Below are 24,762 nucleotides of genomic sequence, written 5' to 3'. Positions count from 1 at the left end.
TCAGGAGCTCGGCTCGTACCGCCGGAGCACGCAGAACTCGTTGCCCTCGGGGTCGGCCAGCACCGCCCACCCCTTCTCGCCGTCGCGCCGGTCGTCGACCAGCGTGGCGCCGAGGCCGAGCACCCGCTCGACCTCCTCGTCGCGGCTGCGATCGGTGGGGCGCAGGCACAGGTGCATGCGGTTCTTCACCGTCTTCGGCTCCGGGACCTTGAGGAAGAGGAGGAACCGGTCGTCCGGGCCGTCGAGCCCGCACTCCTCCTCGCCGGGCTCGTTGGCCCACTCGCCGGTGGGCAGGGTGAAGTCCTCGAGGACGTCGGCCCACCACATCGCCTGGGCGTACGGGTCGTGGGCGTCGATGCAGAAGTTGGATGCGCGGGATGCCATGGCGCATCTGTACCCCGCTGCGGCCGTGCCGTCGACCGGTTTCTCGCCGGGCCGGTCGTCTCGGGCCGGCTGAGGGTGTTGGTTCATCAAGGTATGCAGGCGAACCGTCACTCCCCCGGGTGAACTCACCCAGGGAAGTGACGGTTCAGCGACATACCTTGATGAACCGCCCGGCGACCTGCTCACCGGCGGATCGGCGGATCGGTCAGGCGTTCGCGGCGGCCTTGTCCTGCTCGGCCTTGAGCATCAGCGCGATGTCGATGAGCTGGTCCTCCTGGCCGCCGATCAGCTTGCGGCGGCCGGCCTCGAGCAGGATCTTCGCGCCGGGGACGCCGTAGCGCTCAGCGGCGTTGCCGGCGTGCTTGAGGAAGGAGGAGTAGACCCCGGCGTACCCCATCATCAGGGTCATCCGGTCGAGCTGGCACTCCTCGGGCATGGCCGGCTTGATGACGTCCTCGGAGGCGTCGACGATCTGGAGGAAGTCCACGCCGGTGCGCCAGCCGAGCTTGTCGCAGACGCCGATGAACGCCTCGAGCGGGGTGTTGCCGGCGCCGGCGCCGAAGCGGCGGACCGAGCCGTCGATCTGGGTGGCGCCCGCGCGGGCGGCGATGACGGTGTTGGCGACGCCGAGGCCGAGGTTCTCGTGGCCGTGGAAGCCGACGTCGGCCTGCGAGCCGATCTCGGCGACGACGGCGGAGACCCGGTCGGCGGTCTGCTCCATGACCAGGGCGCCGGCGGAGTCGACGACGTAGACGCACTGGCAGCCGGCGTCGACCATGATCCGCGCCTGCTTGGCCAGCACCTCGGGCGGCTGGGTGTGGCTCATCATGAGGAACCCGACGGTCTCCAGGCCGAGCTCGCGAGCGAGCCCGAAGTGCTGGATCGAGGTGTCGGCCTCGGTGCAGTGGGTGGCGATCCGGCAGATCTGGCCGCCGTTGTCCTGGGCCGCGCGGATGTCGTCCTTGGTGCCGACGCCGGGGAGCATGAGGAAGGCGATCCGGGCGGTCCGCGCGGTCTCCGCCGCGATCCGGATCAGCTCCTGCTCGGGGGTGCGGGAGAAGCCGTAGTTGAACGAGGAGCCGCCCAGCCCGTCGCCATGGGTCACCTCGATCACCGGGATGCCGGAGGTGTCCAGGGCCTCGACGATGTCGTGGACCTCCTGGGCGGTGAACTGGTGGCGCTTGTGGTGCGACCCGTCGCGCAGGCAGGTGTCGGTCAGCCGCAGGTCGAGGTCGCCGCCGTGGGCGTCCTTCCAGGTGCGGGCCAGGGTGTCGCGGTTCGTCGAGGTCATCTCAGGCCTTCCCGGCGAGGATCGAGCGGGCGATGTTGTCGCCGACCTGGGTCGCGGCGGCGGTCATGATGTCGAGGTTGCCGGAGTACGGCGGGAGGTAGTCGCCGGCGCCCTCGACCTCGACGAAGATCGAGACCTTCACCTGGCCCTGGGTCGCGGCCGACGGCTCGTCGATCTGGGGCTCCTGGAGCAGGCGGTAGCCCGGGACGTACTCCTGGACCGCCTTCTCCATCGCGATGACCGACTGCACGATCGCGTCGCGGTCGGCGTCGGGCGGGACGGCGCAGAAGATCGTGTCGCGCATGATCATCGGCGGCTCGGCCGGGTTGAGAATGATGATCGCCTTGCCGCGCTCGGCGCCGCCGATCTTCTCGACGCCCGCCGCGGTGGTGCGGGTGAACTCGTCGATGTTGGCCCGGGTGCCCGGGCCGGCGGAGACGCTGGAGACCGAGGCGACGATCTCGGCGTACGGCACCGTCGCGACCCGCGAGACCGCGGCGACCATCGGGATGGTGGCCTGGCCGCCGCAGGTGATCATGTTGACGTTCATCGCGCCGAGGTGCTCCTGGCCGTTGACCGGCGGGATGACGGCCGGCCCGACCGAGGCGGGCGTCAGGTCGACCGCGCGGATGCCGGCCTCCTCGTAGCGCGGGGCGTACTCGCGGTGCACGTAGGCCGAGGTGGCCTCGAAGATCAGGTCGGGCAGCTCGTCCTGCTTGAGCAGCCAGTCCACGCCCTCGTGGGAGGCCTCGAGACCCTGCTCGGCGGCGAGCCGGAGCCCCTCGGAGGTCGGGTCGACGCCGATCATCCAGCGCGGCTCGACGCTCCCGCCGTTCGCGGCGGAGCGCAGCAGCTTGTACATCAGGTCGGTGCCGATGTTGCCCGGCCCGACGATGGCCGCGGTCAGCTTGGTCATGTCTGGACCTCTCAGAGGGGGGGTCGGACGACAGGACGCCATGCTAGAACCTGTTACAGTTTTGCGCCATGACGGGGTCACCGCACGCCACCTCCACCGGATCACCGACCGACCTGCCGAGCGAGGTGGACGTCGTCGTCGTGGGCGCCGGCGCGGCCGGCATGAGCGCCGCGCTCGCCGCCGCCGATCGCGGCCTCGACACGATCCTGCTGGAGAAGAGCGCCTACTTCGGCGGGTCCACGGCCCGCAGCGGCGGCGGCGTCTGGATCCCGGGCAACTACGCGCTCAAGGCCGCCGGCCAGGACGATCCGCTGGAGAACTCCAAGCTCTACCTCGACTCGATCGTCGGCGACGTCGTCCCCAAGGTCCGCCGCGACACCTACGTCGACCGCGGCGCGGAGGTCATGGACTTCCTCAAGGCCCGCACGCCGGTGCGGTTCACCTGGGTCCCCGACTACGCCGACTACCACCCCGAGCAGCCCGGAGGGCGGCCGAAGGGCCGGACCGTCGAGCCGGTCCCGCTGGACGCCAGCTTCCTGGGCGCCGAGCTCGAGCGGCTGCACCCGCCGTACACCAAGGCGCCGGCCAACATGATCGTCACCCAGGCCGACTTCCGGAAGATCAGCCTCGGCATGCGCACGCTGCGCGGGCCGCTGACGATGGTCAAGGTGACCCTCAAGCGGATCCTCGCGGGCCTGCTGCGGCGACGGATGTACGCCATGGGCAACGCGATCGCGATCGGGCTGCGCCAGGGCCTGGCCGACGCCCGCGTGCCGCTGCACTACGAGACCGAGCTGCGCGACCTCGTCGTCCAGGACGGCCGGGTCACCGGCGTGCGCGTGCTGCGCGACGGCGTCGAGCAGGTCGTCCGCGCCCGCCGCGGCGTGGTCCTCGGCAGCGGCGGCTTCGAGCGCAACGCCGAGCTGCGCGAGAAGTACCTGCCCCGGCCGACCTCGGTGGAGTGGACGACCGGCTCGCAGAACAACACCGGCGCCGGGCTCGTCGCCGGCATGGGCGCCGGGGCGAGCACCGACCTGATGGACGACGGTTGGTGGGGCCCGACGATCCCGCTGCCGGGGCGCCCGTGGTTCTGCCTGGCCGAGCGCAACCTGCCCGGGTCGATCATCGTCAACCAGGCCGGCGAGCGGTACATGAACGAGGCGCTCCCCTACGTCGAGGCCGTCCACGAGATCTACCGCGGCGAGCAGACCGGCGTCGGGCACGTGCCGTCGTGGATGGTCCTCGACCAGCGCTACCGCAACCGCTACGTCTTCGCCGGCCTCATGCCGCGCCAGCCCTTCCCCGGCCGGTGGTACAAGGAGGGCGTGGTCAAGAAGGCCGACACCCTCGCCGGCCTCGCCGCCGAGATCGGCGTCCCCGCCGCGACCCTGGAGCGGACCGTCGAGCGGTTCAACGGCTTCGCGCGGACCGGCGTCGACGCCGACTTCCACCGCGGCGAGTCGGCCTACGACAAGTACTACTCCGACCCCACGGTCAAGCCGAACCCCTCGCTGCACACCATCGACGAGGGCCCCTTCTACGCCGTCCAGATCGTCCCCGGCGACCTCGGCACCAAGGGCGGCCTGGTCACCGACGAGCGGGCCCGGGTGCTGCGCGAGGACGGCTCGGTGCTCGAGGGCCTGTACGCCGCCGGCAACGTCTCCTCCGCCGTGATGGGCCACACCTACCCCGGTCCCGGTGGCACGATCGGCCCGGCGCTCGTCTTCGGCTACCTCGCCGCCGAGGACCTCGCCGCGGCCGCCGCCCGGCCCGCAGCCACCCCCGCAACCACCAGCCAGGAGGAGACCGCCTGATGCCCATCGACCCGTCCGTGGCGATCGGCGCCGACCTCGGCTCCCGCGAGTTCAGCTGGGCCGAGAGCGACGTCCTGCTCTACCACCTCGGCATCGGCGCAGGTTCGCGCGCCGGCGACAACCTCTCCCCCGCCGCACTGCGCTACACCCTCGACGGCCCGAGCCTCCAGGTGCTGCCGTCCTTCGGCGTGGTCGCGCCGACCTTCCACGCCACCGACCCGCCGCCGCTGGACCTGCCGGGCTGCGAGATCGACCTGGCCCAGGTCGTCCATGGCTCGCAGGCGATCACCGTGACCGGCGGACCGCTGCCCACCAGCGGCACGGCCACCATCGCCACCACGCTCACCGACGTCTGGGACAAGGGCAAGGCCGCGGTCATCTGGCAGGAGGGCGTCGCGACCTCCCCGGAGGGCCGCGAGCTGTGGCGGGTGCGGTCCTCGATCTTCGTGCGCGGCGAGGGCGGCTTCGGCGGTGAGCGCGGGTCCTCGACCCCGGTGGCCCTGCCCGACCGCGCGCCCGACACCGAGGCGTCGTACGACGTCACCCCGCAGCAGGCGCTGCTCTACCGGCTCTGCGGCGACCGGAACCCGCTCCACGCCGACCCGGCCTTCGCCGCGGCCGCCGGCTTCCCGGCGCCGATCCTGCACGGGCTGTGCTCCTACGGGATCGTGCTGCGCACGCTGACCGACGCGCTGCTCGACGGGGACGCGGCGAAGGTCGCCGGGTTCGCAGCGAAGTTCGCCGGTGTCGTGTTCCCCGGCGAGACCATCCGCACCCGCGGGTGGTGCGAGGACGGGCGGGTCCTGGCCTCGGCCGAGATCGCCGGCGGCGACCGCGACGGCTCCCCGGTGCTCGGCGACGTGGTGCTCGACCTGGCCTGATCAGGCGGGCCGAGGCGTGAGCCGGCTCACGCGAGGCGGGGGCATGGCCCCGGGCAGGGCCGTGTTGGGCAGGAGTCCCTTCCGAAAGGTCCTGCCATGTCGAACCCCTCGGCCCTGCGCGTCGTGCGCAGGGTCCCGTTCTGGGCCCAGATCGTCGCCGGTCTGGTCCTCGGTGTGCTGCTGGGCCTCCTCGCCCGCACCACCGGGACCGAGTGGCTGACGACGACGCTCGCCACCATCGGCGACGTCTTCGTCGGCCTGCTCAAGGCCGCCGTCCCGCCGCTGGTGCTCACCGCGATCATCGTCAGCATCGCCAACCTGCGCCAGGTCACCAACGCCGCCCGTCTGGCCACGCAGACCCTGCTGTGGTTCATGGTGACCTCGCTGGTCGCCGTGGGCGTCGGCCTGGGGCTCGGCATCCTGACCGACCCCGGCAAGGCGGCCGACGTCGTGCCGGAGGGCGCGTCGTACGACGGCGGCACCGGCTCGTGGCTGGACTTCCTCACCGGCCTGGTCCCCGCGAACTTCCTCGGCCTCTCCGCGGGCGACGGCGGGGTGTCGTTCAACGTGCTGCAGCTGGTCGTCGTCGCCCTCGTGGTCGGCGCGGCCGCGCTCAAGGCCGGCGAGGCCGCCGAGCCGTTCCTGGGCTTCATGCGCTCCGCGCTCGCGGTCATCCAGCAGGTCCTGTGGTGGATCATCAAGCTCGCGCCGCTCGGCACGCTCGGCCTGATCGGCACCGCGGTCGCGACCTACGGCTGGGACCTGGTCGGCCCGCTGGCCACGTTCACCATCGACGTCTACGTCGGCTGCCTGATCGTGATGCTGGTCGTCTACCCGGTCATCCTGCGGCTCAACGGGCTCTCGCCGGTCAAGTTCTTCACCGGGGCCTGGCCGGCCATCCAGCTCGCGTTCGTCTCGCGCTCGTCGGTGGGCACCATGCCGCTCACCCAGCGCGTGACGACGCGGAACCTCGGCGTCCCGGAGGAGTACGCCTCCTTCGCGGTCCCCTTCGGCGCGACCACCAAGATGGACGGCTGCGCGGCCATCTACCCGGCGCTGGCCGCGATCACCGTGGCGCAGATCTTCGGGATCCCCCTGGGCATCCAGGACTACCTGCTCATCGCGTTCGTCTCGGTGATCGGCTCGGCCGCGACCGCCGGGCTGACCGGCGCGGTGGTCATGCTGACCCTGACGCTGTCCACGCTCGGCCTGCCCGTCGAGGGCGTGGCGCTGCTGCTCGCGATCGACCCCATCCTCGACATGATCCGGACCGCGACCAACGTCGCCGGCCAGGCGCTCGTGCCGACGATCGTGGCCAAGCGCGAGGGCCTGCTCGACCAGGCGGCGTACGACGCTCCCCGCGGTGACGCGCTCGGCGAGGAGCCGGTCGTCGAGCGGGCGGAGGTCGCGGCCTAGGCCCCCGGCCGGGTCGCCAGCACGTAGAGCCGCTCGGTCGTCTCGCCCCGCGAGGCGACCGGGCCGCGCCGGTACCACTCGACGTCGCCGAGCCCGGCCGCCTCCACGGCGGCGCGGACCTCGGCGACGTCGTGCATCACCACGTCGAGGTCGACCGGGTGGCCGAGCCACTCCTCGACGTGCCGCACCCGCTGCGGGCCGCCGCTGTGGAGCGCGAGGACGAGCCGGCCGCCGGGGGCGAGCGGACGAGCCAGCGCGGCCACCGCGTCCGGCAGCTCCGCGGGCGCGAGGTGGATGAGCGAGTACCACCCCAGCACCGCGGCCCAGCCGTCCGCGGCCGGCGGCCGCACCAGGCGCCGCAGGTCGCCGACGTCGTACGTCGCGTCGGGGAAGCGGGCCCGCGCCTGCTCCACCATCTCGGGGCTGAGGTCGAGGCCGGTGGCGTCCGCCCCGGCCGCGGCGAGGTACGCCGTCACGTGGCCCGGCCCGCAGCCCACCTCGACCACCGGCCGGCCGGCGGCGACCGCGTCCGCGGCGACGCGGTCGAGCAGCCACCGCTCGAACGGCAGGTCGCCCAGCTCGTCCGCGAATCGGTCGGCGTAGTCGGCCGCGATCGTGCCGTAGGCCGCCCGCACCCGGTCGTCGCGGTCCGCGGGCAGCACGACCGGGCCGTCGGCCGCGGCCTCGGCCACCGGCTCCTCGGTCCCGCCGAGCAGGTGGCGCCAGCGTGCGTCGCGGTCGCCGCGGCGCCGGGGCAGCTCCTCGACCAGCCCGCGCCCGGCCATCCGCCGCAGGGTGTCCTCGGCGGCCTGCCGGTCGGCGAAGGCGTGCAGCCGCTCCGAGCGGGTGCGCATCTCCCCCGGCGCTTGGGGGCCGCGCAGCAGCAGGACGGTCAGCAGCGCGCGCTCGTCGTCGGCGAGGCCGAGCACGTCGTCGAGCACCTGGTGGTACTTCAACGTCCGCCGGCCGGTGTCGGACCAGACGATCCGCACCAGGCCGCGGTCCTTGAGCCGCCGGCCGACCTGCTCGACCGCCTGCTCCTCGTACGCCGTGACCGGCTCGCGGCTGCTGGTCTGGTTGCAGGCGGTGCGCAGGCCGCTGAGCGTCATCGGGTACGACGCGGGGACCGTCACCTGCTTCTCCAGCAGCGCGCCCAGGACGCGCTGCTCCTCGTCGGTGAGCGGCTCGCGCAGCTCCGCGGGCAGGGACGTGAGCGGGGTCTCGGTCACGCGGGAACCATAGATGCCGGGCTGCGGATCGGCACGGGGTGGCTTCTGGATGTTTCATCGGCCGGCCGCTGAAGCTGGCGCCTGGCCGATGAAGTTTCAGCGGCCCACCGGGAGTTTCGTCGGCCGGCCGATAGAGCTCGCGCTTGGCCGATGAAGTTTCAGCGGCCCACCGGCAGTTTCATCGGCCGGCCGATAGAGCTCGCGCTTGGCCGATGAAGTTTCATCGGCCCACCGGCAGTTTCGTCGGCCGGCCGATGAAACGTCGGTGCGCGCCACCGTCGACCACGTCGCGGATGTGGGGCCTGGCGCCCAGCGGTGCTACGGTTACGTCAGTTGAAGGGGGTTTTTCCCCAACCTGGCGGCCTTGCGGTCGCCGAGCTCATCGCTTGTCCTTGGTCTTCTTCGTTTCGTACGTCGGCATCAGGCGCCTCGCTTTGCTTCAGCCCCGCAGCGGGCAACAGGTCGCCCGCTGCTACCGACACGAAGGATCAGCATCATGACTAACGGCACTGTTAAGTGGTTCAGCGACGACAAGGGTTTCGGCTTCATCGCCCAGGAGGGCGGCGGCGCTGACGTGTTCGTCCACCACAGCAACATCCAGGGCAACGGCTACAAGTCCCTCAAGGACGACCAGCGCGTCGAGTTCGACGTCGTCGCCGGCCCCAAGGGCCCGCAGGCCGAGAACGTCCGGGCTGTCTGAGCCCCACCGCACTCCGTCCGACGGCGGCTCCCGATCACGCATCGGGAGTCGCCGTTCGGCGATTTCGGGGTAGTTGAGTCACCGCCCCCGCCGACGGCTCACCAGCCGGCGACGGTCGTGACCCGCCCGGTGTCGGGGTCCCACCGACGCAGCCGGGTGAAGGTGAGCACCACGTCCTCGTGACCGAGGGCGTCGACCGCCCGCTGGGCGTCCTCGCGCGGCAGGCGCCGGGCGAGGGTCACGTGCGGCAACCAGCCGAGGTGGGCGCGGTCGGGCACCTGGACCCGCACGGCGAGCACGCGTCGTACGACGTCGTCGTCGATGTCGACCGCGCGGGCGACGGTCAGCCGCTCCCCGCCGAGCAGCAGCAGTCCGGCCGACCGGGCGCGGAACGGCAGCAGCGAGCCCAGCCGCGCCGAGGCCACGTCGATCGCGGCGTCGGGCAGCTCGGCCGCGGAGACCACCGTCAGGTGCGGCGCGTTGGTGGGGCCCCGGTGGTCCAGCTGCGAGGGCAGCCCGGCCTCGCGGAGCTTCTCCCAGTCGTGGCGGACCGCCTCCTGACCGGCCTCGTCGGGCACCAGCTCGAGCGCGTGCAGCGGCATCAGGCCAGCATTCCTCACACCAGCCACGGCTTCGCGCGCCGGGTGTGGCCGGCCGAGGTCTCGACCACCTCGACGTCGCGGCCGGCCGCGCGCAACCGGCCGGCGAAGCGGCGCATCGAGGCGCGGTGGAGGACGAGCTTCTGGGTGTGGAAGCGGTACTGGCGGAAGAGCAGGTCGTGCTCGACGAGCACGTACGTCGTGCCCGGCGGCGCGTCGAGGTGGTCCAGGAAGAGCTGGTGGGGCATCACCAGCTGGACACGCCGTTCCGTCACGGGCCGGCCGGTACCCATACTCGCGACCATGGCGCTCCTCGACACCTGGACCCGCGGCGAGCACGTCGACGCCGCCGGCACCGGCCACCCGACGTACCGCAAGGGCGAGGGGCCCGGCGTCGTGCTGATCCACGAGATCCCGGGCATCTCCCCGGAGGTGATCCGGTACGCCGACGAGCTGGTCGTCGCGGGCCACACCGTGGTGATGCCCGAGCTGTTCGGCCGGGCCGAGGCGCCCGTCGGCCCGGCCTCGGTGGCGCGCGCGATGGCGCAGATCTGCATCAGCCGGGAGATGTCGATGCTCGCCGCCGGCGAGACGACGCCCGTCGCGGGCTGGCTGCGGTCGCTGGCCCGCGCGCTCCACGCGGATGTCGGCGGGCCCGGCGTCGGGGCGCTCGGCATGTGCTTCACCGGCGGCTTCGCACTGGCGATGATGGTCGACGACGCGGTCGCCGCGCCGGTCCTGGCGCAGCCCTCGACGCCGTTCCCGCTCGGCCGACGGCGGGCCGCCGACCTCCAGCTCTCCCCCGCCGACCTCGACGTCGTACGGTCCCGGGCGGCCGCCGGCTGCCAGGTGCTCGGGCTGCGCTACCGCGGCGACCGGATGGTCGGCCGCCGCTTCGACACGCTCACCCGCGAGCTCGGCGACGCGTTCCTCCGCGTCGACCTGCCCGGCTCGAAGCACTCCACCCTCACCCTCCACCGCCACCAGGACGCCGCCGACGCCGTGCTGGCGTTCTTCGCCGAGCGGTTGCGAGGGTAGGAAGCTTCATCGGCCGGCCGATGGAACTGGCGGCGAGGACGAGCAGGACGGCGGCGCCCAGCGCGGAACCGAGCCCGAGACGGTAGGCGGTGCGCGAGGTCATCTCTCGACGGCAGCGCCGCCTGCGCGAAGGAGGTGTCGAGGAGACGGGGCGGGTCAGTCCTCCCGTGGCGCCCCGGGGTGGGGGTCGAGCTTGGTGTCGAGGTGCTCCCCCGCAACCCCGTCGTGCAGGCGTTCGGACTCCTTGGTGGTGGCGCGGGTGCTGGCGAGCACGTAGCCGAGGGCGAGCGCGACGAGCACCAGGCCGAGGACGATCAAGTCGGTCATGGGGAGGCCGGTTCCGCGGCCGGCGGGTCGTCATACCCGGTGCGGCCGAGCGGGGAGGCCTACCGTCGAAGGACCCGGCAACCGGCCGGGCCGTGAGGAGAGGAGCCGACCATGGCCGCGGAGAAGGACGACGGGTTCAGCCCCGAGGAGCGGGCCGCGATGAAGGAGCGCGCCGCCGAGCTGCGCGCGGAGGGCCGCAAGGGCGCGAAGAAGGCCGACGGGCTCAAGGCCGTGCTGGACCGGATCGCGCAGATGACCCCGGATGACCGCGCCCTGGCCGAGCGGGTCCATGTGGTGGTCACGACGACGGCGCCGCAGCTGGCGCCGAAGACGTGGTACGGCATGCCGGCGTACGCCGACGAGTCCGGGAAGGCGGTGGTGTTCTTCCAGGACGCGGGGAAGTTCAAGGCCCGCTACGCCACGCTCGGCTTCCAGGACAACGCGACCCTCGACGAGGGGGTGATGTGGCCGGTCTCCTACGCCCTGACCAGCTGGGACGACCACGTCGAGGAGCGGGTCACCGCGCTGGTCCGCGCCGCCGCCGGCGGCTGAGCCAGGTCAGGCCCCGGGTCACGCCCGGGTCACGCCCGGGTCACACCCGGGTCATCCCAGAGCCGACACCAGCAGGCAGAACGGGTGGCCGGTGGGGTCGGCGAGCACGTAGAGCGGCTCCTCGGCGTCGTACGTGCGGTCCAGCAGCAGCGTCGCGCCGAGCTCCTCGGCGCGACGCCGGTGCCGCTCGAGCGCGGCCACGTCGGGCACCGCGAAGTCGAGGTGCAGCTGCGCCGGCACCGAGTGCTCGGGCCAGTCGGGCCGCTTGATCGAGGGCACGTCCTGCACCGCGAGCACCCGCCGGCCGGCGTCGTCGAGGAGCACCAGCCAGTCGGCGTCGTCGGGCGAGCCGTCGGTCGGCGGCTCGTCGCCGGGGCGGTACCTCAGGCCGAGCAGCTCGCGGTAGAACTCCGCCAGCGGCCGGCACTCCAGCGCGTCCACGACGGTGTGCATGAGCGCGGGGTGGTCGGACACGCCCCGGGGCCCTCAGCGCTCGAGCGGCCGGTTCGGGTCGGCGGTCCAGGCGTTCATCGACCCGTCGTAGACCGCCACGTCGTCGCGGCCGAGCTCCATGAGCGCGAGCGCGGCGGCCGTCGCGGCGATCCCGCCGCCGCAGTACGTCACCGGCCGCTTGCCGGCGTCGAGCGCGCCGACGGACTCGAAGAGCTCGCGCAGCTCCTCCACGGGGCGCATCCGCCCGTCGGGGCCGACCAGCTCACCGAACGGCACGTTGACGCTGCCGGGGATCCGCCCGCGCTCGAACTCCTCGCGGCCCAGGGCGTTGACCAGCAGCACGTCCGGGTCGGCGACGGCCGCCTCGACGTCCGCGGTGGAGGTGATCCGCTCGGGGCGGCGGCGCGCGGTGAAGGTCGTGGGCGGGTAGGTCTCGGTGCCGGTGGTGGTCTCGTAGCCGGCTGCCCGCCACGCGTCGAGCCCGCCGTCGAGCACCGAGACCCGGTCGTTGCCCTCGAGGCCGAACTGCCACCACAGGCGGGTCGCCCAGATGCCGTTGACCGAGTCGTAGACGACGACGTGGTGCTCGTCCCCGACGCCGGCCGCACCCACGACCGCGGCGAAGCGGTCGGTGTCGACCGCGGCGAACGGCGCCTCGCCGCCCGGGTCGCTGAGCGAGGTGAGCTGGTCGACGAACGCCGCGCCCGGCACGTGGCCCCGCTCGTAGGACTCCCGGCCCGACGCGACGTGCGCGCCGTCCTCGTCGAAGGACAAGTGCACGGTCGCGTCGAGGACGCGGACCGTGGGGTCGGCGAGGTGCTCGTGGAGCCACTCGACGGACACGTGGCGGGGTACGGCGCTCATGGGCCGACGGTACCCGCCGCCGCCCGGGAGACCCGCGCCGCGTTGCTAGCCTGGGTCCCGGACCACGAACGGTCCACCGGACGAGGGAGCCGTACCCGGACAGCGACAAGACGGCCGCGAGGAGTCGTCGTGGCGTGGTTGGTGCTGATCCTCTCCGGTGCTCTCGAGGCGGTGTGGGCGGTCGCGCTCGGCCGCTCGGACGGCTTCTCCCGGGTCACCCCGACGGTGGTCTTCGCCGTCGCGCTGACCGCGAGCATGGCCGGCCTCGCCTACGCCATGCGCACCCTCCCGGTCGGCACGGCGTACGCCGTGTGGGTCGGGATCGGCGCCGCCCTCACCGTCGTGCACGGCATGGCCACCGGCGCCGAGCCGGTCAACCTGGCCCGCGTCCTGCTGCTCGCCGGGCTCGTCGGCTGCGTCATCGGGCTGAAGCTGACCCACTGAGACCCCGCCCGCGCGGGTCATGCTCCGTCGAGGACCGACGGCGGCAGCTCGAGGTCGGGCACGAGCTCGGCGAGCAGGTCGCGGACCCGCGCGTCGAGGTCGGCGACGATGCGGCGGACGGTGGCCGGGTCCTGCCCGCCAGGGTCGTCGACCGGCCAGTCGCGGTAGGTGACGCCGGGGACGTAGGGGCACTCCTCCCCGCAGCCGAGCGTGATCGCGAGGTCGCTGGCCGCCACCATCTCGGTCGTGAGGTGCTGCGGCCGCTCGCGGGACGTGTCGATCCCGAGCCGCTCGAGGGCGTCGGCGACCTCGGGGTGGATCTGCTCCCCGGGCCGGGTGCCGGCGGAGAGCGCGAGGACCCTCCCGCCGGCGTAGTGCTCGGCGAGCACCCGCGCGGCGACCGAGCGGCCGCCGTTGCGGACGCACGCGAAGACGACCTGCGGAACGCGGCCGGTGGTGGGCTCGGTCATGACGGTGCTCCAGGTGGGGAGTCGGGGAAGAAGCGTCGCGCCCAGAGGCTGACGTAGACGAGGCCGACAAGGACCGGCACCTCGATCAGCGGCCCGACGACGCCGGCGAGCGCCTGGCCGCTGGTGACGCCGAAGACCGCGATCGCGACGGCGATGGCGAGCTCGAAGTTGTTGCCGGCGGCGGTGAAGGCGACGGTCGTGGCGCGGGCGTACCCGAGTCCGGCGCGGCGGGCCACCAGCAGCGACCCGGCCCACATCAGCGCGAAGTAGACGACCAGCGGGAGGGCGATCCGGGCGACGTCGAGCGGCCGGCTGGTGATCGTCTCGCCTTGGAGGGCGAAGAGGACCACGATGGTGAAGAGCAGGCCGTACAACGCCCAGGGCCCGATCCGTGGCAGGAACCGCTGCTCGTACCAGTCGCGGCCCCGGCGCCGCTCCCCCAGCCGGCGGGTGAGGTAGCCCGCGACCAGCGGGACGCCGAGGAAGACGACCACGCTGCCGGCGACCACCCACGGCGAGACCTCGAGGCCGGTCGAGGAGAGCCCGAGCCAGCCCGGGAGCAGATCGAGATAGAACCAGCCGAGCAGCGCGAAGGCGAGCACCTGGAAGACCGAGTTGACGGCCACGAGCACCGCGGCGGCCTCCCGGTCGCCGCAGGCCAGGTCGTTCCAGATGATCACCATGGCGATGCAGCGGGCGAGGCCGACGATGATCAGCCCGGTGCGGTACTCGGGCAGGTCGGGCAGGAAGATCCAGGCCAGCGCGAACATCAGCGCCGGGCCGACCAACCAGTTGAGCACCAGCGAGAGCACCATCATCCGGGTGTCGCGGGCGACCGTGCCGACCTCGTCGTAGCGCACCTTCGCCAGCACCGGGTACATCATCACGAGCAGGCCGAGCGCGATCGGGAGCGAGACCGACCCGACGGTGACGGCGTCGAGGGCCTCGGCGATGCCGGGCACCCAGCGGCCCGCCAGCAGGCCGGCGGCCATCGCCAGGCCGATCCACACCGGGAGGTACCGGTCCAGGCGCGGCAGTCGCTGCGCGACGGGGGCGTCGGGCGTGAGGGAGCTGGTCATGCTCCGGGCTTCGTCGCGCGGACGATCGCCCCGTGCATGCCGGGGACGGCCTCGTGGGTGAGCTCGACGGTGGCGTCGACGAAACCGGCGCCGGCCAGGCCGTCCAGGTACTCCGAGTGCGAGAGCGCGCCGGCGATGCACCCGACGTACGAGCCGCGCTCGGCCCGGTCCGCGACGGTGAGGTGGTCCTCGGCCACGACGTCGGAGATCCCGATCCGGCCGCCCGGCACCAGCACGCGGTGCATCTCGGCCATCACGCGCGGCTTGTCCGCGGAGAGGTTGATGACGCAGTTGGAGATCACCACGTCGACCGAGGCGTCCGGGAGCGGGACGTCCTCGATGGTGCCGCGCAGGAACTCCACGTTCGTGGCGCCGGCCCGGGCGGCGTTCGCGCGGGCGAGGTCGAGCATCTCCTCGGTCATGTCCACCCCGTAGGCGAAACCGGTCTCCCCGACGCGGCGTGCCGAGAGCAGCACGTCGATGCCACCACCGGACCCGAGGTCGAGGACCCGCTCGCCGGGGCGGAGGTCCGCGACCGCGAGCGGGTTCCCGCAGCCGAGGCTGGCCGCGACGGCGTCGGCCGGCAGCCCGTCGCGGTCCTCGGCGGCGTACAGCCCCGCGCCGAAGGCCTCCCCCACGGTCACCTCGCCGCCGCCGCAGCACGACGCCGCGGCGCCGGTGTCGTCGACGACCTGGAGGGCGTCGTTGAGGTCGGTGTTGGTCGCGCCGCGGGTCACCGCGACGGCGGCCTCGGCGTACCGGCTGCGGACCTCCTCGCGCAGCTGGTCGTCGGTCGGGGGCGTGCTCGGCGTGCTCATGCATCGAGCCTCGTCGATACATCGACGGATGTCAATCCGTCTGGCAGACTGCCGCCATGGCCTCCCCCAGCGCTCCGACCGCCGTCGCGCCCGGCACCGCGTGCTGCTCGACCGTCACCGGCGGCGCCCTGGAGGCCGAGGACGCGCAGCGGCTCGCGCGGATGTTCAAGGCGCTCGGCGACCCCACCCGGGTCCGCCTGCTGTCGCTCATCGCCGCCCACCCCGAGCGCGAGGCCTGCATCTGCGACCTCACCGAGCCCGTCGGGCTCTCCCAGCCGACCGTCTCCCACCACATGAAGCAGCTGGTCGACGCCGGCCTGGTCGTCCGCGAGCAGCGGGGGCGCTGGGCGTTCTACCGCCTCGTCGAGGACACCCTGGCCGCGCTCAGCGACGCGCTCCGGCCCTAGCCGCATGCGACCCCGGCCCACCGCGGCCAGCGTCCGCGACACGTCGATCGCGGCGTGCCCACGGACGTACCGAAGTTGATCCAGAGCCCCCCGCCAGGCGGGACCTCGGCCCGCTGGGAGGACTTCGGTACGTCCGGCGGTCGCGGGTCAGGCCGAGAGCACGAGCCCACTGGTCGGCACGCCGGTGCCTGCGGTGACCAGGGCGTGCTCGGCGCCGGCGACCTGGTTGACCGACGTGCCACGCACCTGGCGCACCCCCTCGGCGATGCCGTTCATCCCGTGGATGTAGGCCTCGCCGAGCTGGCCGCCGTGAGTGTTGACCGGCAGCCGTCCGCCGAGCTCGATCGCCCCGTCGGCCACGAACCCCGGCGCCTCGCCGCGGCCGCAGAAGCCGAGCTCCTCCAGCTGCATGAGGACGTACGGCGTGAAGTGGTCGTAGAGGATCGCCACCGGCATGTCGTCGGGCCGCAGGCCGGACTGGCGCCACAGCTCCCGCCCGACGACGCCCATCTCGGGGATGCCGATGTCCTCGCGGTAGTAGGACGTCATCACGAACTGGTCCTGGCCGCTCCCCTGCGCCGCCGCGGCGACGTATGCCGGCTTCTGGGGCAGATCCCGGGCCCGCTCGGCCGAGACGACGACGAGCGCCACCGCCCCGTCGGACTCCTGGCAGCAGTCGAGCAGGTGCAGCGGGTCGGCGATCATCCGCGAGGCCTGGTGGTCCTCCAGCGTGATCGGCCGCTGGTAGAAGAACGCGTCCGGGTTGGTCGCGGCGTGCCGGCGGTCCGCGACGGCGACCCGGCCGAAGTCGGCCGAGGTGGCGCCGTACTCGTGCATGTAGCGCCGCGCCTGCATCGCCACCGTCGCCGCGGGCGTGCCGAGGCCCATCGGGTAGGTCCAGGCGTTGTCGAGGCCGTTCGTGTTGACCTGGGTGGCCGCGGCCACCGAGACCTGGCCGAAGCGGCTGCCCGAGCGCTCGTTGAACCCGCGGTAGCAGACCACGACGTCCGCGACGCCGGTCGCGACCGCCATCGCGGCCTGCTGGACGGTCGCGCAGGCCGCACCGCCGCCGTAGTTGATCCGCGAGAAGAACCGAAGCTCGGGCACGCCGAGCTCGCGGGCGACCGCGATCTCCGAGGAGGTGTCCATGGTGAACGTGGTCAGGCCGTCGACGTCCGCGGGGGTGAGCCCGCAGTCGGCGAGCGCGGCGAGGACCGCCTCGACCGAGAGCTGGAGCTCCGAGCGGCCGGACTCCTTGGAGAACTCGGTGGCGCCGATGCCGACGATCGCGGCCCGGCGCGAGAGGCCGGCGCTCACAGGGCCACCTTCACGGTGCCGGTGACGTGGTCGCCGAGCGGGACCGACCCGGTGACCCGCAGCGTGGCGACGCCGTCCTCGACCGACTCGACCGTGCCGGAGAAGGTGAGCGTGTCGTAGGGGTAGGCCGGGGCGCCGAGCCGGATGGCGATGCCGCGCACCTCGGCGTCCCAGCCGCCGGTGAGCGCGTGGGCCCAGTCGGTGACGTAGCGCTCCACCAGCGCGGTGGAGGTCAGGATGTTGACGAAGATGTCCTTGGACCCGGCCGCCTGGGCGATGTCGCGGTCGTGGTGGACGTCCTGGAAGTCGCGGGTCGAGATCGCCGTGCTCACCACGAGGGTGGGCGTGATCGGCAGCTCCCAGGCCGGGAGGGTGTCCCCCGCGGTCAGGGTCGTGGTCGTCGTTGTCATCTCAGGCCTTCCGCCAGATCGGGAGGGTCAGCTCGTCGTCGACGCGGCGGAAGTCGACACGCAGCCGCATGCCGATCTCGATGTCCTCGGGGCCGCCACCGTCGGGCACCGCGTCGACGACCTCGCCGACCATGCGGACGCCCTCGTCGAGGTCGATGAGCGCGAGGACGATCGGCAGCTCCTTGCCGGGCACGGGCGGATGCCGGTGCACGACGTAGGAGAAGACGGTGCCGGTGCCGGCCGCGACGACGTGGGACTGGTCGAAGGCGTGGCAGCGCGGGCAGGACGGGCCCGGCGGGAAGCGCAGCGCCCCGCAGGCGGGGCAGCACTGGATCCGCAGCTCCCCCGCGGCCGTGCCCTCCCAGAAGAACGCGCTGTCGCGGCCGACCATCGGCCGGATGATCCCGGGGGTCGCCGCGCTCACGAGGCCGCCCCCTTCGGGACGAACTTCAGGACGCGGAAGAGCATCGTGGCCACGACCTCGCTCTGCCCGTCGGGGTGGGCGACGTACCAGGTGTTGCGGGAGGTGACGAAGTAGCCCTCCCCCATGCCGGTGCGCTTCGGGCCGACGACGGAGTCCAGGGCGGTGGTGACGCGGACCTGCTCGCCGACCCGGAGGGTACGGCGGTACTCCTGCTCACAGTTGGTCCCCAGCACCGCGGTGCAGCCCTCGTCGGTGAGCACCTTCATCATCCCGTGCAGCGGGTCGTCGGCCGGCGGGCGGCCGCCGAGGCCGTACATCGTCCACACCTGCGCCATCGACGGCGGCGCCTCGCCGGCCCGCCACCGCGGGTTGTCGTTGCCCATCGCCTCGAGCCAGTTGTTGATCGTGGGCTGGTTGACCGGGTCGCGGGCCTCGCGCTCGGCGGCCTCGCCGAGCGCCTTGATCCGCTCGGCCTCGGCCATGATCCGCTCGTGCGCGGCGGGGTCGATCACGCTCGTGGGGTGATTCATCGCGGCACCCTCGGCAGCCCGAGGCCGAACATCGCGATCAGCTCGCGCTGCACCTCCTGGACCCCACCACCGAAGGTGAGGACGAGGTTCCGCTTGGCCTGGGCGTCGAGGTACTCCACCAGGTGCCGGGTCTCGGCCTCCGCCGGGTCGCCGTAGCGGTGCACGATGCGGGTCAGGTCGTCGGCGAGGTGCTGGACCTGGTCGGCGGCGAAGACCTTCGAGGAGGAGGCGTCGCCGACGGAGATCTCGCCGGTGGCCGCGGCGCGCGCGACCTCCCAGTTGAGCAGCTCGTTGACCCGGAGGACCGCGGTCACGCGCCCCATCACCTCCACGACGTCGGGGTGGTCGGCGACGCCGGCCTTGGTCGCCCAGTCCAGGACCCGGTCGCGCAGCCCCTCGATCCGGCCGGCCGGGCCGAGCATGACCCGCTCGTGGTTGAGCTGGGTGGTGATCAGCTTCCAGCCCTGGTTCTCCTCGCCGACCAGCATGTCGACCGGCACCCGCACGTCGTTGTAGTACGTCGCGTTGACGTGGTGGCTGCCGTCGGCGGTGATGATCGGGGTGAAGGAGTAGCCCGGGTCGGTGGTGTCGACGATGAGGATCGAGATCCCCTTGTGCTTGGGCGCGTCGGGGTCGGTGCGCACCGCGAGCCACACGTAGTCGGCCTGGTGGCCGCCGGTGGTCCACAGCTTCTGCCCGTTGACGACGTAGTGGTCGCCGTCGCGGCGGGCGGTGGTGCGCAGCGAGGCGAGGTCGGTGCCGGCGTCGGGCTCGGAGTAGCCGATCGCGAAGTGCACGTCGCCGGCGAGGATCCGCTTGAGGAACAGGTCCTTCTGCTTCTCGGTGCCGTAGCGGATCAGGGTCGGCCCGACGGTCTGCAGCGTCACGGCCGGCAGGTGCACGTCGGCGCGCTGGGCCTCGTTGGCGAAGATCGTCTGCTCGATCTCGCCGAGCCCGTGGCCGCCGTACTCCTGCGGCCAGCCGACGCCCATCCAGCCGTCGGTGCCCATCTGCCGCACCACCCGCTGGTAGGTCGGGCCGTGCCGGTCGCGGCCCATGTCGACGTGCGCGTCCTGGTCGGCGAGGCCGGTGAAGTAGGTCCGCAGCTCGGCCTTGAGCGCGCGCTGGTCGGCGCTGAGCTCGAGGTTCTTGGTCGTGGGGTCCTCGACGTGGACGTCCTCAGGGCGGGCGTCGAGGAGGCGGACGATGTCGGTGACCCACGAGAAGTAGTGGTGCATCGGGTAGGTCTCGTCGACGCCCATCCCGCCGTGCAGGTGGTGGCAGGTGCGCATCGCGCGCGGCGCCTCCGCGCAGGTCCAGTACGCCGCGACGGCGAGGTCGTCGGTCACGTCCAGGCGCTGCTCGACGCGCCAGGCGGCGTTGGCCGCGGCGAGGTCGGCCAGCCGCGAGGTGATGTAGACGTCGGCGACCTGCATCGCGACCGCCTGGAACTGAGCGAGCGAGCGGCCGAACTGCGTGCGGCTCTTGACGTACGCCGCGGTCAGGTCGCGCGCGCCGGCCACGAGGCCCGCGGCGGTGAGCGCCAGGCCGGCCACGGCGTGCTCGCGCAGCGACCGCGCAGCGTCCGCGCCGCCACCCGGCCCACCGACCGGCTCTGCTGGCGCGCCGTCGAGCACGACGGTGTGCTCGGTGATCCGGGCCGAGGAGGGCGACTCGTGCAGCTCGACGCCCGGGCCCTGGGGGTCGACGAGCACGAGCACCGGCTCGCCGTCGGACCCGGTCGCGGTGACGAGCAGGCGGGCGGCCGCGTCGGCGTACGTCACGCCGACCTTGCGGCCGGACACCGTGCCGCCGTCGTACCGCGTGGCGGGCGGAGCGGAGGTGAGCCCGGAGGTGAGCCCCGCCCCGACCTCGCGGATCGCGGGGGTGAGCAGCAGGTCGCCGGCGGCGACGCCGGGCAGGAGCGCCTGCCGTTGCTCCTCGGTGCCGTGCGCGGCCAGGACGAGCGCGCCGCAGCACAGCGTCTCCCACACCGGCAGGTGGCGTGCGCGGGCGCCGGTCTCGCGGAGCAGGACCGCGACCTCGGCCAGGCCGAGCCCCTCTCCCCCGTGCTCGGCCGGCACCGGCAGCGCGGTCAGGCCGTCGGCCGCAAGCGCCGCCCAGTCAGTCCGCCAGTCGCCGCCGCCGCGCTCGAGCGCCTCGGTGATGACCGAGCGGACCGCGTCGAGCGACTCCGCCCGCTCCGCGTCCGCCTCGGTGTAGCCGTCCGTGTCCACGCCCGTCTCCTCGTCCTCGGTTCCCCGCCCGAAACTGTAACGTGTTCTAGCACAGGTCGACCGAGTCGTGAGGAGGCGATCCCTGTGGCCCTGCCCTCGCCGCGCAGTGCGCTCCGCCGCGTGTACCTGCCGTGGGCCCGGATCCCCGAGGGACGGCTCGTCGAGCTGCCCGGGCGTGGGACGACGTACGTCACCGACACGCCCGGCCCGTCGGCGCGGGCGACGCCGCTGGTGCTGCTGCACGCCCTGGGCTGCACCGGCCTGCTCACGTGGTACCCCGCGATCGAGGCGCTCGCCCGCCGGTTCCGGGTCATCACGCTGGACCAGCGCTGGCACGGCCAGGGCATCCGCAGCGAGGACTTCTCCCTGCGCGACTGCGCCGACGACGTGGCCGCGCTCTGCGACGTGCTGGGTCTGGACAGGGTGCTGGTCGGCGGCTACTCGATGGGCGGCGTGGTCGCCCAGCGGGTCTGGCGCCAGCACCCCGATCGCGTGGCGGGGCTGGTGCTGGCCTCGACGAGCGACCGGTTCCGCAACAACCCCGTCGAGCAGGGGTTCTTCGCCGGGATGGGCGCCACGATGCTCGCCGCCCGTGGGATCTCGCGCTCGCGCACGGCCGTCCGCGCCGCCCGCACCGCGACCGGGCTGCGACCGAGCGACATGCACGACTGGGCGCTGCGCGAGCTGCGCAGCACCAGCCCCTGGGCGGTCGGCCAGGCGCTCAGCGCGCTCGGCGCCCACCACTCTCAGCCCTGGCTGGGCCGCATCGACGTCCCCACCGCGGTCGTGGTCACGCTCGGCGACCGGGTCATTCCCGCCGGGCGCCAGCTCGCGCTCGCCCGGCGGATCCCCGGCGCCACCGTCCACGACGTCCCGACCGGCCACGCCGGCTGCGTGCTCCAGGCCGAGGTGTTCGTGCCGCGGTTCCTCGAGGCGGCCGCCACCGTCGACGCCCGTCGGCGGGACTTCTCCCGGTGACGGTGACCGCCCCTGCCGCGGGACGGCATCCGGACGTCATACGGGCCGAGCACCCGCTTGCTCCGTCCGCATGACGTCCGCGGGTCCAGTACGCCGCGCGCCGGCCCCGGCCTGCTGCTCATCGAGAGCACCGAGCACCTGTCCGCGGTCTACCACGCGCTGAAGTGGTCCCTGCCCGACGATGCCGCGCTCGTCGTCGTCCCTCTCCACGAGACGCCCAAGCTGCGCGGACTCGCCCCCGGTACGACGACGTGGTTGCGCCGGCGGACGGTCCGACCTCCGCGGACATGAGGCGCGAAACCTCATCCGTACCTCTTCGCCACCTGCGCGCCACCTCAGCGCCACCTGCGCGCCACCTCAGCGCCACGCGATGTCGGTTCCATGGGGCGCCCCCCACCATGGAGGGGTCGGAGACACCCGGCAATCCCCCACCGAACGGAGCCATCCCATGACGAACGTCCGCACCGCCGCCGCCGTCCTCGGCGCGACTTCCCTGCTCGCCGCCCCGCTCTCCCTCGTCGCCGCGCCCGCGCACGCCGACGGCCCGGAGAAGGAGCGCAGCTTCCGCGTCGCGGGCGCGGACGTCGACTTCCACGTCGAGAAGGAGGACGGCCGCTTCGACGTCGACGTCGACGTGGACGACGCCAAGCCGGGCAGCAAGTGGCGGATCGTGCTGCGCCACGACGGCAAGGTCTTCCACAACAAGGTCCACCGCGCCGACTCCGACGGCGACATCGACGTCGACAAGCGCCGCGCCGACACCAAGGGCGCCGACGTGTTCAAGGTGACCGTCAAGAAGGTCGGCGGCAAGGGCAAGTCGAGCACCATCCGGATGCGCTGACCCCCTGCCTGTCATGCTCCGCCGCCCGGTGCCCCCGCGCCGGGCGGCGGTGGCATTTCAGCGGCGAACGTCGGCGACGATCTTGGTGATCCCGTTGCCGTAGGTCTCGCTCTCGCGCACGTCGAGCATCGTCTTGTCCCGGTCGGCCTCGCTGAAGAGCCGCTTGCCGGCGCCGAGGAGCACCGGGAAGACCAGCAGGTGGTAGCGGTCGACGAGGCCGGCCTCGGCCAGACCGTGGCCGAGAGTGGCGCTGCCGTGGACGATGAGCGGCCCGCCCTCGGTCTCCTTGAGAGCGGCCACGTCGTCCAGCGAGCGCAGGATCCTCGCCGGCCAGCGCGGGTCGTCCTCGGCGAGGGTGGTGGAGACGACGTACCGCGGCATCGCGTTGTAGCCCGCGAAGTCCTCGGTCATCGTCGGCCAGACCGGCGCGAACGCCTCGTAGCTGCGCCGGCCCAGCAGCATCGCGCCGGCCTCGTCCTGCTCGCGGCCCTTGAGCTCGTAGACCGCCGGGTCGTGCTCGATGTCCCGGACGGTCCACCCGGTGCTGCGGTGGCCGGGCTCCCCGCCGGGCGCCTCCATGACGCCGTCGAGGGACATGAAGGCGGTGATGACGAGGGTGCGCACGGCTGGCTCCTGGGTGGGTGCGGGGGCGGGTCAGCGGGACCGACCCGGCCCGGGGCCGATCCTCATCGGTCCGGTCCGCCGAGCACGTCAGGCGCGTCCAGCGCCGGACGGCCGCTGGCCGGCCCGGTCCACGACCGCGCGCTCGAGGACGGCCGTGGCGCCGTAGAGCACCGCCTTCCCGTCGGGGCCGATCATGTGGTCGCGCGTGCCGAGCAGCCGGCCGGTGGCCGGGTCGAGGACCCACACCGTCCGGGTGCGGAACCGCTCGTCGGTGCGGCTGATGCCGACCCCGCGCCGGCCGATCGCGTCCTGCGCGCCAGGCTCGAGGACCACTCCGGGGATCAGCCGGGCGGCGCGCATCAGCGCACCCGCGAGGTCCGGCGGCAGGAACGTCTCGCGGACCAGGCCGGTCATCAGGTCGAAGACGGCCTGCTCCGGCTCCTGCCCGTCGACCGGCACCGCCAGCGGTTCGAGCTCGTCGAGCAGCCGGTCGGGGTCGGTGGGCAGCGCGGCGAGCCAGGCGTACGTCGGCCGGCGGGCGCCCGCGGGGTCGGGGCCGTAGGTGACGATCGGCCAGTCCTGGCCGAGCTCGCGGATGAGGTTCGCGTCGCCCCCGCGAACGCCGGGGTCCTGGCCGAACCACACCTCGCGCTCGTGCACCTCCCCCAGCACCGGTGCCTCGCCGAAGCGGCCCTCGTTGGCGAGGACGGCGCTGCGCACGTAGATGAACTGGTCCTGCCCGACCACCGGCGCGGCGCGCCGGCTGGCCGTCTCGGCGATGCTCAGCAGCCGGGAGGCCGCGGCCGGAGCCGCCGCGACCGGGCGCGGGTCGGGCTCGGTCGACGGCGACGTACCTCCGGGCAGGGCGGTGGCCAGCAGCGCCACGACCGTGGCCGCGCACGCGGCGACGAGGGCCAGCGGGGCGACCGTGCCGACCGCGGCGCGGCGGCGGTCCGAGCGGAGGATCGCGGTCCGTGTCCGGTGCTCGAGCGAGCGTCGGTGCGCCTCGGAGAGCGTGATCGGCCGCGGCGGCGGGAGCTGGTCGCGGAGCTCGCGCAGGTCGGTGTCGTGGTGGTTCATCGCCGGGCTCCTCGAATGGCTCGCAGGTGGTCGGGGTCGGAGGTGGCGCCGGGTGGCTCGCTCAGCTCGCGCAGCCGGGCTCGGGCGCGGGAGAGCCGGGAGCGCACGGTGCCGACCGGTACGCCGAGGGCGTCGGCCGCCTCGGCGTAGCTGAGCCCCGACCAGACGCAGAGGCCCAGCACCGTCGCCTCGTGGGCGGGCAGCAGCCGCACGGCCTCGGCGGCCCGGGCGAGGGTGGCGGCGTCGTCGAGCCGGCTGACGGCCTCGTCGGCGAAGTCCTCGACCACGCCCGGGCCCGGGCGGCGGGCGAGGAACCCGAGCCGACGCCGCGCACCGCGTCGTACGTTCATCGCCTGGTGGGCGGCGATGCCCAGCAGCCAGGGCCGCAGCGGCCGGTCGTCGTCGGCGATCCGCGCCCGCCCTCGCCACGCGGCGAGGAAGGTCTCGGAGGTGACGTCCTCCGCTGCAGCCCAGCTGCCGGTCAGCCGGTGGGCCAGGGTGAAGACGGCGTCGGCGTGGCCGCGGAACAGCTCCGCGAACGCGTCCTGGTCCCCCGCCCGGAGGGCGCCGCGCACCAGCCGTGCGCCGGGATCCGACGCCTCGGGTTCATCGCTCATGACCTGTACCTGTCCGCGGCCG

31 protein-coding genes and 1 riboswitch are annotated in these 24,762 nt (G+C 73.4%); of the genes, 11 read left to right on the top strand and 20 right to left on the bottom strand.

All coding sequences use genetic code 11. The features are described 5' to 3' along the window. The 3 genes from HPC71_RS09505 to HPC71_RS09495 form a co-directional block, all read right to left on the bottom strand. On the bottom strand, positions 1–384 hold the full coding sequence (locus HPC71_RS09505; RefSeq protein WP_154614464.1) for a VOC family protein: 384 nt from the start codon (positions 382–384) through the stop codon (positions 1–3). A gap of 205 nt (positions 385–589) precedes the next feature. After that, positions 590–1,675, bottom strand: coding sequence for a 4-hydroxy-2-oxovalerate aldolase (dmpG, locus tag HPC71_RS09500; protein WP_154614465.1), 1,086 nt, complete (start codon positions 1,673–1,675; stop codon positions 590–592). Position 1,676: 1 nt separating this feature from the next. Continuing rightward, complete coding sequence (locus HPC71_RS09495) at positions 1,677–2,591, bottom strand: acetaldehyde dehydrogenase (acetylating) (RefSeq protein WP_154614466.1); 915 nt, start codon at positions 2,589–2,591, stop codon at positions 1,677–1,679. A 68-nt stretch (positions 2,592–2,659) separates the two neighbouring features. Here HPC71_RS09495 and kstD point away from each other — a divergent pair, with 68 nt between their 5' ends. The 3 genes from kstD (at position 2,660) to HPC71_RS09480 (ending at position 6,702) form a co-directional block, all read left to right on the top strand. Further along, positions 2,660–4,405, top strand: coding sequence for a 3-oxosteroid 1-dehydrogenase (kstD, locus tag HPC71_RS09490; RefSeq protein WP_171896609.1), 1,746 nt, complete (start codon positions 2,660–2,662; stop codon positions 4,403–4,405). After that, a complete protein-coding gene (locus HPC71_RS09485) occupies positions 4,405–5,286 on the top strand; it encodes a MaoC/PaaZ C-terminal domain-containing protein (RefSeq protein ID WP_154614467.1) in 882 nt (293 codons plus the stop codon). The genes kstD and HPC71_RS09485 overlap by 1 nt, the downstream gene beginning before the upstream one ends. A gap of 96 nt (positions 5,287–5,382) precedes the next feature. Beyond that, on the top strand, positions 5,383–6,702 hold the full coding sequence (locus HPC71_RS09480; RefSeq protein ID WP_154614468.1) for a dicarboxylate/amino acid:cation symporter: 1,320 nt from the start codon (positions 5,383–5,385) through the stop codon (positions 6,700–6,702). Here HPC71_RS09480 and HPC71_RS09475 read toward each other — a convergent pair. After that, entirely contained in the window at positions 6,699–7,931 is a 1,233-nt protein-coding gene (locus HPC71_RS09475; protein ID WP_253943973.1) for a DUF480 domain-containing protein, read from the bottom strand. The genes HPC71_RS09480 and HPC71_RS09475 overlap by 4 nt on opposite strands. 496 nt (positions 7,932–8,427) lie before the next feature. On the opposite strand from HPC71_RS09475, the gene HPC71_RS09470 reads away from it, so the two are divergent. Further along, a complete protein-coding gene (locus HPC71_RS09470) occupies positions 8,428–8,631 on the top strand; it encodes a cold-shock protein (protein ID WP_154611769.1) in 204 nt (67 codons plus the stop codon). A 98-nt stretch (positions 8,632–8,729) separates the two neighbouring features. On the opposite strand, the gene HPC71_RS09465 is transcribed toward HPC71_RS09470, so the two are convergent. Both HPC71_RS09465 and HPC71_RS09460 read right to left on the bottom strand, forming a co-directional pair. Continuing rightward, positions 8,730–9,233 carry a 2'-5' RNA ligase family protein gene (locus tag HPC71_RS09465; RefSeq protein ID WP_154614469.1) on the bottom strand — a complete coding sequence of 168 codons (504 nt, stop codon included), beginning with the start codon at positions 9,231–9,233 and terminating at the stop codon, positions 8,730–8,732. A 14-nt stretch (positions 9,234–9,247) separates the two neighbouring features. After that, positions 9,248–9,505: a cryptochrome/photolyase family protein gene (locus HPC71_RS09460; protein ID WP_216656583.1), complete on the bottom strand. Its 258-nt coding sequence runs from the start codon at positions 9,503–9,505 to the stop codon at positions 9,248–9,250. A gap of 28 nt (positions 9,506–9,533) precedes the next feature. Between HPC71_RS09460 and HPC71_RS09455 the strand changes: the two genes are divergently transcribed. After that, on the top strand, positions 9,534–10,268 hold the full coding sequence (locus HPC71_RS09455; RefSeq protein ID WP_154614471.1) for a dienelactone hydrolase family protein: 735 nt from the start codon (positions 9,534–9,536) through the stop codon (positions 10,266–10,268). Between the two features lie 156 nt (positions 10,269–10,424). On the opposite strand, the gene HPC71_RS09450 is transcribed toward HPC71_RS09455, so the two are convergent. Beyond that, complete coding sequence (locus tag HPC71_RS09450) at positions 10,425–10,595, bottom strand: hypothetical protein (protein WP_154614472.1); 171 nt, start codon at positions 10,593–10,595, stop codon at positions 10,425–10,427. Between the two features lie 111 nt (positions 10,596–10,706). Between HPC71_RS09450 and HPC71_RS09445 the strand changes: the two genes are divergently transcribed. Beyond that, complete coding sequence (locus HPC71_RS09445; protein WP_154611774.1) at positions 10,707–11,147, top strand: iron chaperone; 441 nt, start codon at positions 10,707–10,709, stop codon at positions 11,145–11,147. A 51-nt stretch (positions 11,148–11,198) separates the two neighbouring features. Here HPC71_RS09445 and HPC71_RS09440 read toward each other — a convergent pair whose 3' ends face one another. Further along, entirely contained in the window at positions 11,199–11,621 is a 423-nt protein-coding gene (locus HPC71_RS09440; protein WP_171896608.1) for a VOC family protein, read from the bottom strand. Positions 11,622–11,633: 12 nt separating this feature from the next. Then, positions 11,634–12,464: a sulfurtransferase gene (locus HPC71_RS09435; protein ID WP_154614474.1), complete on the bottom strand. Its 831-nt coding sequence runs from the start codon at positions 12,462–12,464 to the stop codon at positions 11,634–11,636. Between the two features lie 55 nt (positions 12,465–12,519). After that, positions 12,520–12,583, top strand: a riboswitch (guanidine-III (ykkC-III) riboswitch). A gap of 10 nt (positions 12,584–12,593) precedes the next feature. Between HPC71_RS09435 and HPC71_RS09430 the strand changes: the two genes are divergently transcribed. Then, positions 12,594–12,908, top strand: coding sequence for a DMT family transporter (locus HPC71_RS09430; protein ID WP_171896607.1), 315 nt, complete (start codon positions 12,594–12,596; stop codon positions 12,906–12,908). Between the two features lie 17 nt (positions 12,909–12,925). Here the strand turns inward: HPC71_RS09430 and HPC71_RS09425 are convergent, their stop codons facing one another. The 3 genes from HPC71_RS09425 to arsM are packed head-to-tail and all read right to left on the bottom strand — an operon-like array spanning position 12,926 to position 15,275. After that, positions 12,926–13,378: an arsenate-mycothiol transferase ArsC gene (locus HPC71_RS09425; RefSeq protein ID WP_154614476.1), complete on the bottom strand. Its 453-nt coding sequence runs from the start codon at positions 13,376–13,378 to the stop codon at positions 12,926–12,928. Beyond that, positions 13,375–14,457, bottom strand: a complete 1,083-nt coding sequence (gene arsB, locus HPC71_RS09420) for an ACR3 family arsenite efflux transporter (RefSeq protein ID WP_154614477.1) — start codon at positions 14,455–14,457, stop codon at positions 13,375–13,377. The genes HPC71_RS09425 and arsB overlap by 4 nt, the downstream gene beginning before the upstream one ends. Then, positions 14,454–15,275 (bottom strand): arsenite methyltransferase, encoded by an 822-nt coding sequence (gene arsM / locus HPC71_RS09415; RefSeq protein WP_154614478.1) that lies wholly within the window; start codon positions 15,273–15,275, stop codon positions 14,454–14,456. The genes arsB and arsM overlap by 4 nt, the downstream gene beginning before the upstream one ends. A 56-nt stretch (positions 15,276–15,331) precedes the next feature. Between arsM and HPC71_RS09410 the strand changes: the two genes are divergently transcribed. Further along, on the top strand, positions 15,332–15,682 hold the full coding sequence (locus HPC71_RS09410; protein ID WP_154611779.1) for an ArsR/SmtB family transcription factor: 351 nt from the start codon (positions 15,332–15,334) through the stop codon (positions 15,680–15,682). 147 nt (positions 15,683–15,829) lie between these two features. On the opposite strand, the gene HPC71_RS09405 is transcribed toward HPC71_RS09410, so the two are convergent. The 5 genes from HPC71_RS09405 to HPC71_RS09385 are packed head-to-tail and all read right to left on the bottom strand — an operon-like array spanning position 15,830 to position 20,600. Then, positions 15,830–16,999 carry a lipid-transfer protein gene (locus tag HPC71_RS09405; protein ID WP_171896606.1) on the bottom strand — a complete coding sequence of 390 codons (1,170 nt, stop codon included), beginning with the start codon at positions 16,997–16,999 and terminating at the stop codon, positions 15,830–15,832. After that, positions 16,996–17,409 carry a MaoC family dehydratase gene (locus HPC71_RS09400; protein ID WP_154614479.1) on the bottom strand — a complete coding sequence of 138 codons (414 nt, stop codon included), beginning with the start codon at positions 17,407–17,409 and terminating at the stop codon, positions 16,996–16,998. Before HPC71_RS09400 ends, HPC71_RS09405 begins: the two co-directional genes overlap by 4 nt. Position 17,410: 1 nt before the next feature. Then, positions 17,411–17,833, bottom strand: coding sequence for a Zn-ribbon domain-containing OB-fold protein (locus tag HPC71_RS09395; RefSeq protein ID WP_253943972.1), 423 nt, complete (start codon positions 17,831–17,833; stop codon positions 17,411–17,413). Then, entirely contained in the window at positions 17,830–18,363 is a 534-nt protein-coding gene (locus tag HPC71_RS09390; RefSeq protein WP_171896605.1) for an FAS1-like dehydratase domain-containing protein, read from the bottom strand. Before HPC71_RS09390 ends, HPC71_RS09395 begins: the two co-directional genes overlap by 4 nt. After that, on the bottom strand, positions 18,360–20,600 hold the full coding sequence (locus tag HPC71_RS09385; protein WP_171896604.1) for an acyl-CoA dehydrogenase family protein: 2,241 nt from the start codon (positions 20,598–20,600) through the stop codon (positions 18,360–18,362). Before HPC71_RS09385 ends, HPC71_RS09390 begins: the two co-directional genes overlap by 4 nt. An 84-nt stretch (positions 20,601–20,684) precedes the next feature. Between HPC71_RS09385 and HPC71_RS09380 the strand changes: the two genes are divergently transcribed. The 3 genes from HPC71_RS09380 (at position 20,685) to HPC71_RS09370 (ending at position 22,419) form a co-directional block, all read left to right on the top strand. Next, positions 20,685–21,578 (top strand): alpha/beta fold hydrolase, encoded by an 894-nt coding sequence (locus HPC71_RS09380; protein WP_171896603.1) that lies wholly within the window; start codon positions 20,685–20,687, stop codon positions 21,576–21,578. Positions 21,579–21,635: 57 nt separating this feature from the next. Continuing rightward, complete coding sequence (locus HPC71_RS09375; protein WP_154614480.1) at positions 21,636–21,869, top strand: hypothetical protein; 234 nt, start codon at positions 21,636–21,638, stop codon at positions 21,867–21,869. 157 nt (positions 21,870–22,026) lie between these two features. Next, a complete protein-coding gene (locus HPC71_RS09370) occupies positions 22,027–22,419 on the top strand; it encodes a hypothetical protein (protein ID WP_154614481.1) in 393 nt (130 codons plus the stop codon). A gap of 57 nt (positions 22,420–22,476) precedes the next feature. Here HPC71_RS09370 and HPC71_RS09365 read toward each other — a convergent pair whose 3' ends face one another. The 3 genes from HPC71_RS09365 to HPC71_RS09355 all read right to left on the bottom strand — a co-directional run bounded on the left by HPC71_RS09365 (position 22,477) and on the right by HPC71_RS09355 (position 24,740). After that, positions 22,477–23,043 (bottom strand): dihydrofolate reductase family protein, encoded by a 567-nt coding sequence (locus HPC71_RS09365; protein WP_171896602.1) that lies wholly within the window; start codon positions 23,041–23,043, stop codon positions 22,477–22,479. Between the two features lie 87 nt (positions 23,044–23,130). Then, the gene (locus HPC71_RS09360) at positions 23,131–24,123 is read right to left on the bottom strand and encodes a CU044_5270 family protein (protein WP_154614483.1); all 993 of its coding nucleotides are present in this window, start codon (positions 24,121–24,123) and stop codon (positions 23,131–23,133) included. Next, the gene (locus HPC71_RS09355; RefSeq protein ID WP_154614484.1) at positions 24,120–24,740 is read right to left on the bottom strand and encodes an RNA polymerase sigma factor; all 621 of its coding nucleotides are present in this window, start codon (positions 24,738–24,740) and stop codon (positions 24,120–24,122) included. The genes HPC71_RS09360 and HPC71_RS09355 overlap by 4 nt, the downstream gene beginning before the upstream one ends. Between the last annotated feature and the right edge of the window lie 22 nt (positions 24,741–24,762).

Source organism: Nocardioides marmotae (assembly GCF_013177455.1).
Classification (GTDB): domain Bacteria; phylum Actinomycetota; class Actinomycetes; order Propionibacteriales; family Nocardioidaceae; genus Nocardioides; species Nocardioides marmotae.
This window is presented reverse-complemented; position numbering and strand designations above follow the sequence as displayed.

What these genes read in the sequence shown, in the direction of transcription:
- HPC71_RS09470 (WP_154611769.1), top strand. Translation starts at nt 8,428, where the DNA reads ATGACTAACGGCACTGTTAAGTGGTTCAGCGACGACAAGGGTTTCGGC.
- HPC71_RS09495 (WP_154614466.1), bottom strand. Translation starts at nt 2,591, where the DNA reads ATGACCAAGCTGACCGCGGCCATCGTCGGGCCGGGCAACATCGGCACC.
- arsM (WP_154614478.1), bottom strand. Translation starts at nt 15,275, where the DNA reads ATGAGCACGCCGAGCACGCCCCCGACCGACGACCAGCTGCGCGAGGAG.
- HPC71_RS09505 (WP_154614464.1), bottom strand. Translation starts at nt 384, where the DNA reads ATGGCATCCCGCGCATCCAACTTCTGCATCGACGCCCACGACCCGTAC.
- HPC71_RS09465 (WP_154614469.1), bottom strand. Translation starts at nt 9,233, where the DNA reads ATGCCGCTGCACGCGCTCGAGCTGGTGCCCGACGAGGCCGGTCAGGAG.
- HPC71_RS09355 (WP_154614484.1), bottom strand. Translation starts at nt 24,740, where the DNA reads ATGAGCGATGAACCCGAGGCGTCGGATCCCGGCGCACGGCTGGTGCGC.
- HPC71_RS09450 (WP_154614472.1), bottom strand. Translation starts at nt 10,595, where the DNA reads ATGACCGACTTGATCGTCCTCGGCCTGGTGCTCGTCGCGCTCGCCCTC.
- HPC71_RS09360 (WP_154614483.1), bottom strand. Translation starts at nt 24,123, where the DNA reads ATGAACCACCACGACACCGACCTGCGCGAGCTCCGCGACCAGCTCCCG.
- HPC71_RS09435 (WP_154614474.1), bottom strand. Translation starts at nt 12,464, where the DNA reads ATGAGCGCCGTACCCCGCCACGTGTCCGTCGAGTGGCTCCACGAGCAC.
- HPC71_RS09370 (WP_154614481.1), top strand. Translation starts at nt 22,027, where the DNA reads ATGACGAACGTCCGCACCGCCGCCGCCGTCCTCGGCGCGACTTCCCTG.
- kstD (WP_171896609.1), top strand. Translation starts at nt 2,660, where the DNA reads ATGACGGGGTCACCGCACGCCACCTCCACCGGATCACCGACCGACCTG.
- HPC71_RS09425 (WP_154614476.1), bottom strand. Translation starts at nt 13,378, where the DNA reads ATGACCGAGCCCACCACCGGCCGCGTTCCGCAGGTCGTCTTCGCGTGC.
- HPC71_RS09480 (WP_154614468.1), top strand. Translation starts at nt 5,383, where the DNA reads ATGTCGAACCCCTCGGCCCTGCGCGTCGTGCGCAGGGTCCCGTTCTGG.
- HPC71_RS09400 (WP_154614479.1), bottom strand. Translation starts at nt 17,409, where the DNA reads ATGACAACGACGACCACGACCCTGACCGCGGGGGACACCCTCCCGGCC.
- HPC71_RS09390 (WP_171896605.1), bottom strand. Translation starts at nt 18,363, where the DNA reads ATGAATCACCCCACGAGCGTGATCGACCCCGCCGCGCACGAGCGGATC.
- HPC71_RS09455 (WP_154614471.1), top strand. Translation starts at nt 9,534, where the DNA reads ATGGCGCTCCTCGACACCTGGACCCGCGGCGAGCACGTCGACGCCGCC.
- arsB (WP_154614477.1), bottom strand. Translation starts at nt 14,457, where the DNA reads ATGACCAGCTCCCTCACGCCCGACGCCCCCGTCGCGCAGCGACTGCCG.
- HPC71_RS09445 (WP_154611774.1), top strand. Translation starts at nt 10,707, where the DNA reads ATGGCCGCGGAGAAGGACGACGGGTTCAGCCCCGAGGAGCGGGCCGCG.
- dmpG (WP_154614465.1), bottom strand. Translation starts at nt 1,675, where the DNA reads ATGACCTCGACGAACCGCGACACCCTGGCCCGCACCTGGAAGGACGCC.
- HPC71_RS09485 (WP_154614467.1), top strand. Translation starts at nt 4,405, where the DNA reads ATGCCCATCGACCCGTCCGTGGCGATCGGCGCCGACCTCGGCTCCCGC.
- HPC71_RS09410 (WP_154611779.1), top strand. Translation starts at nt 15,332, where the DNA reads ATGGCCTCCCCCAGCGCTCCGACCGCCGTCGCGCCCGGCACCGCGTGC.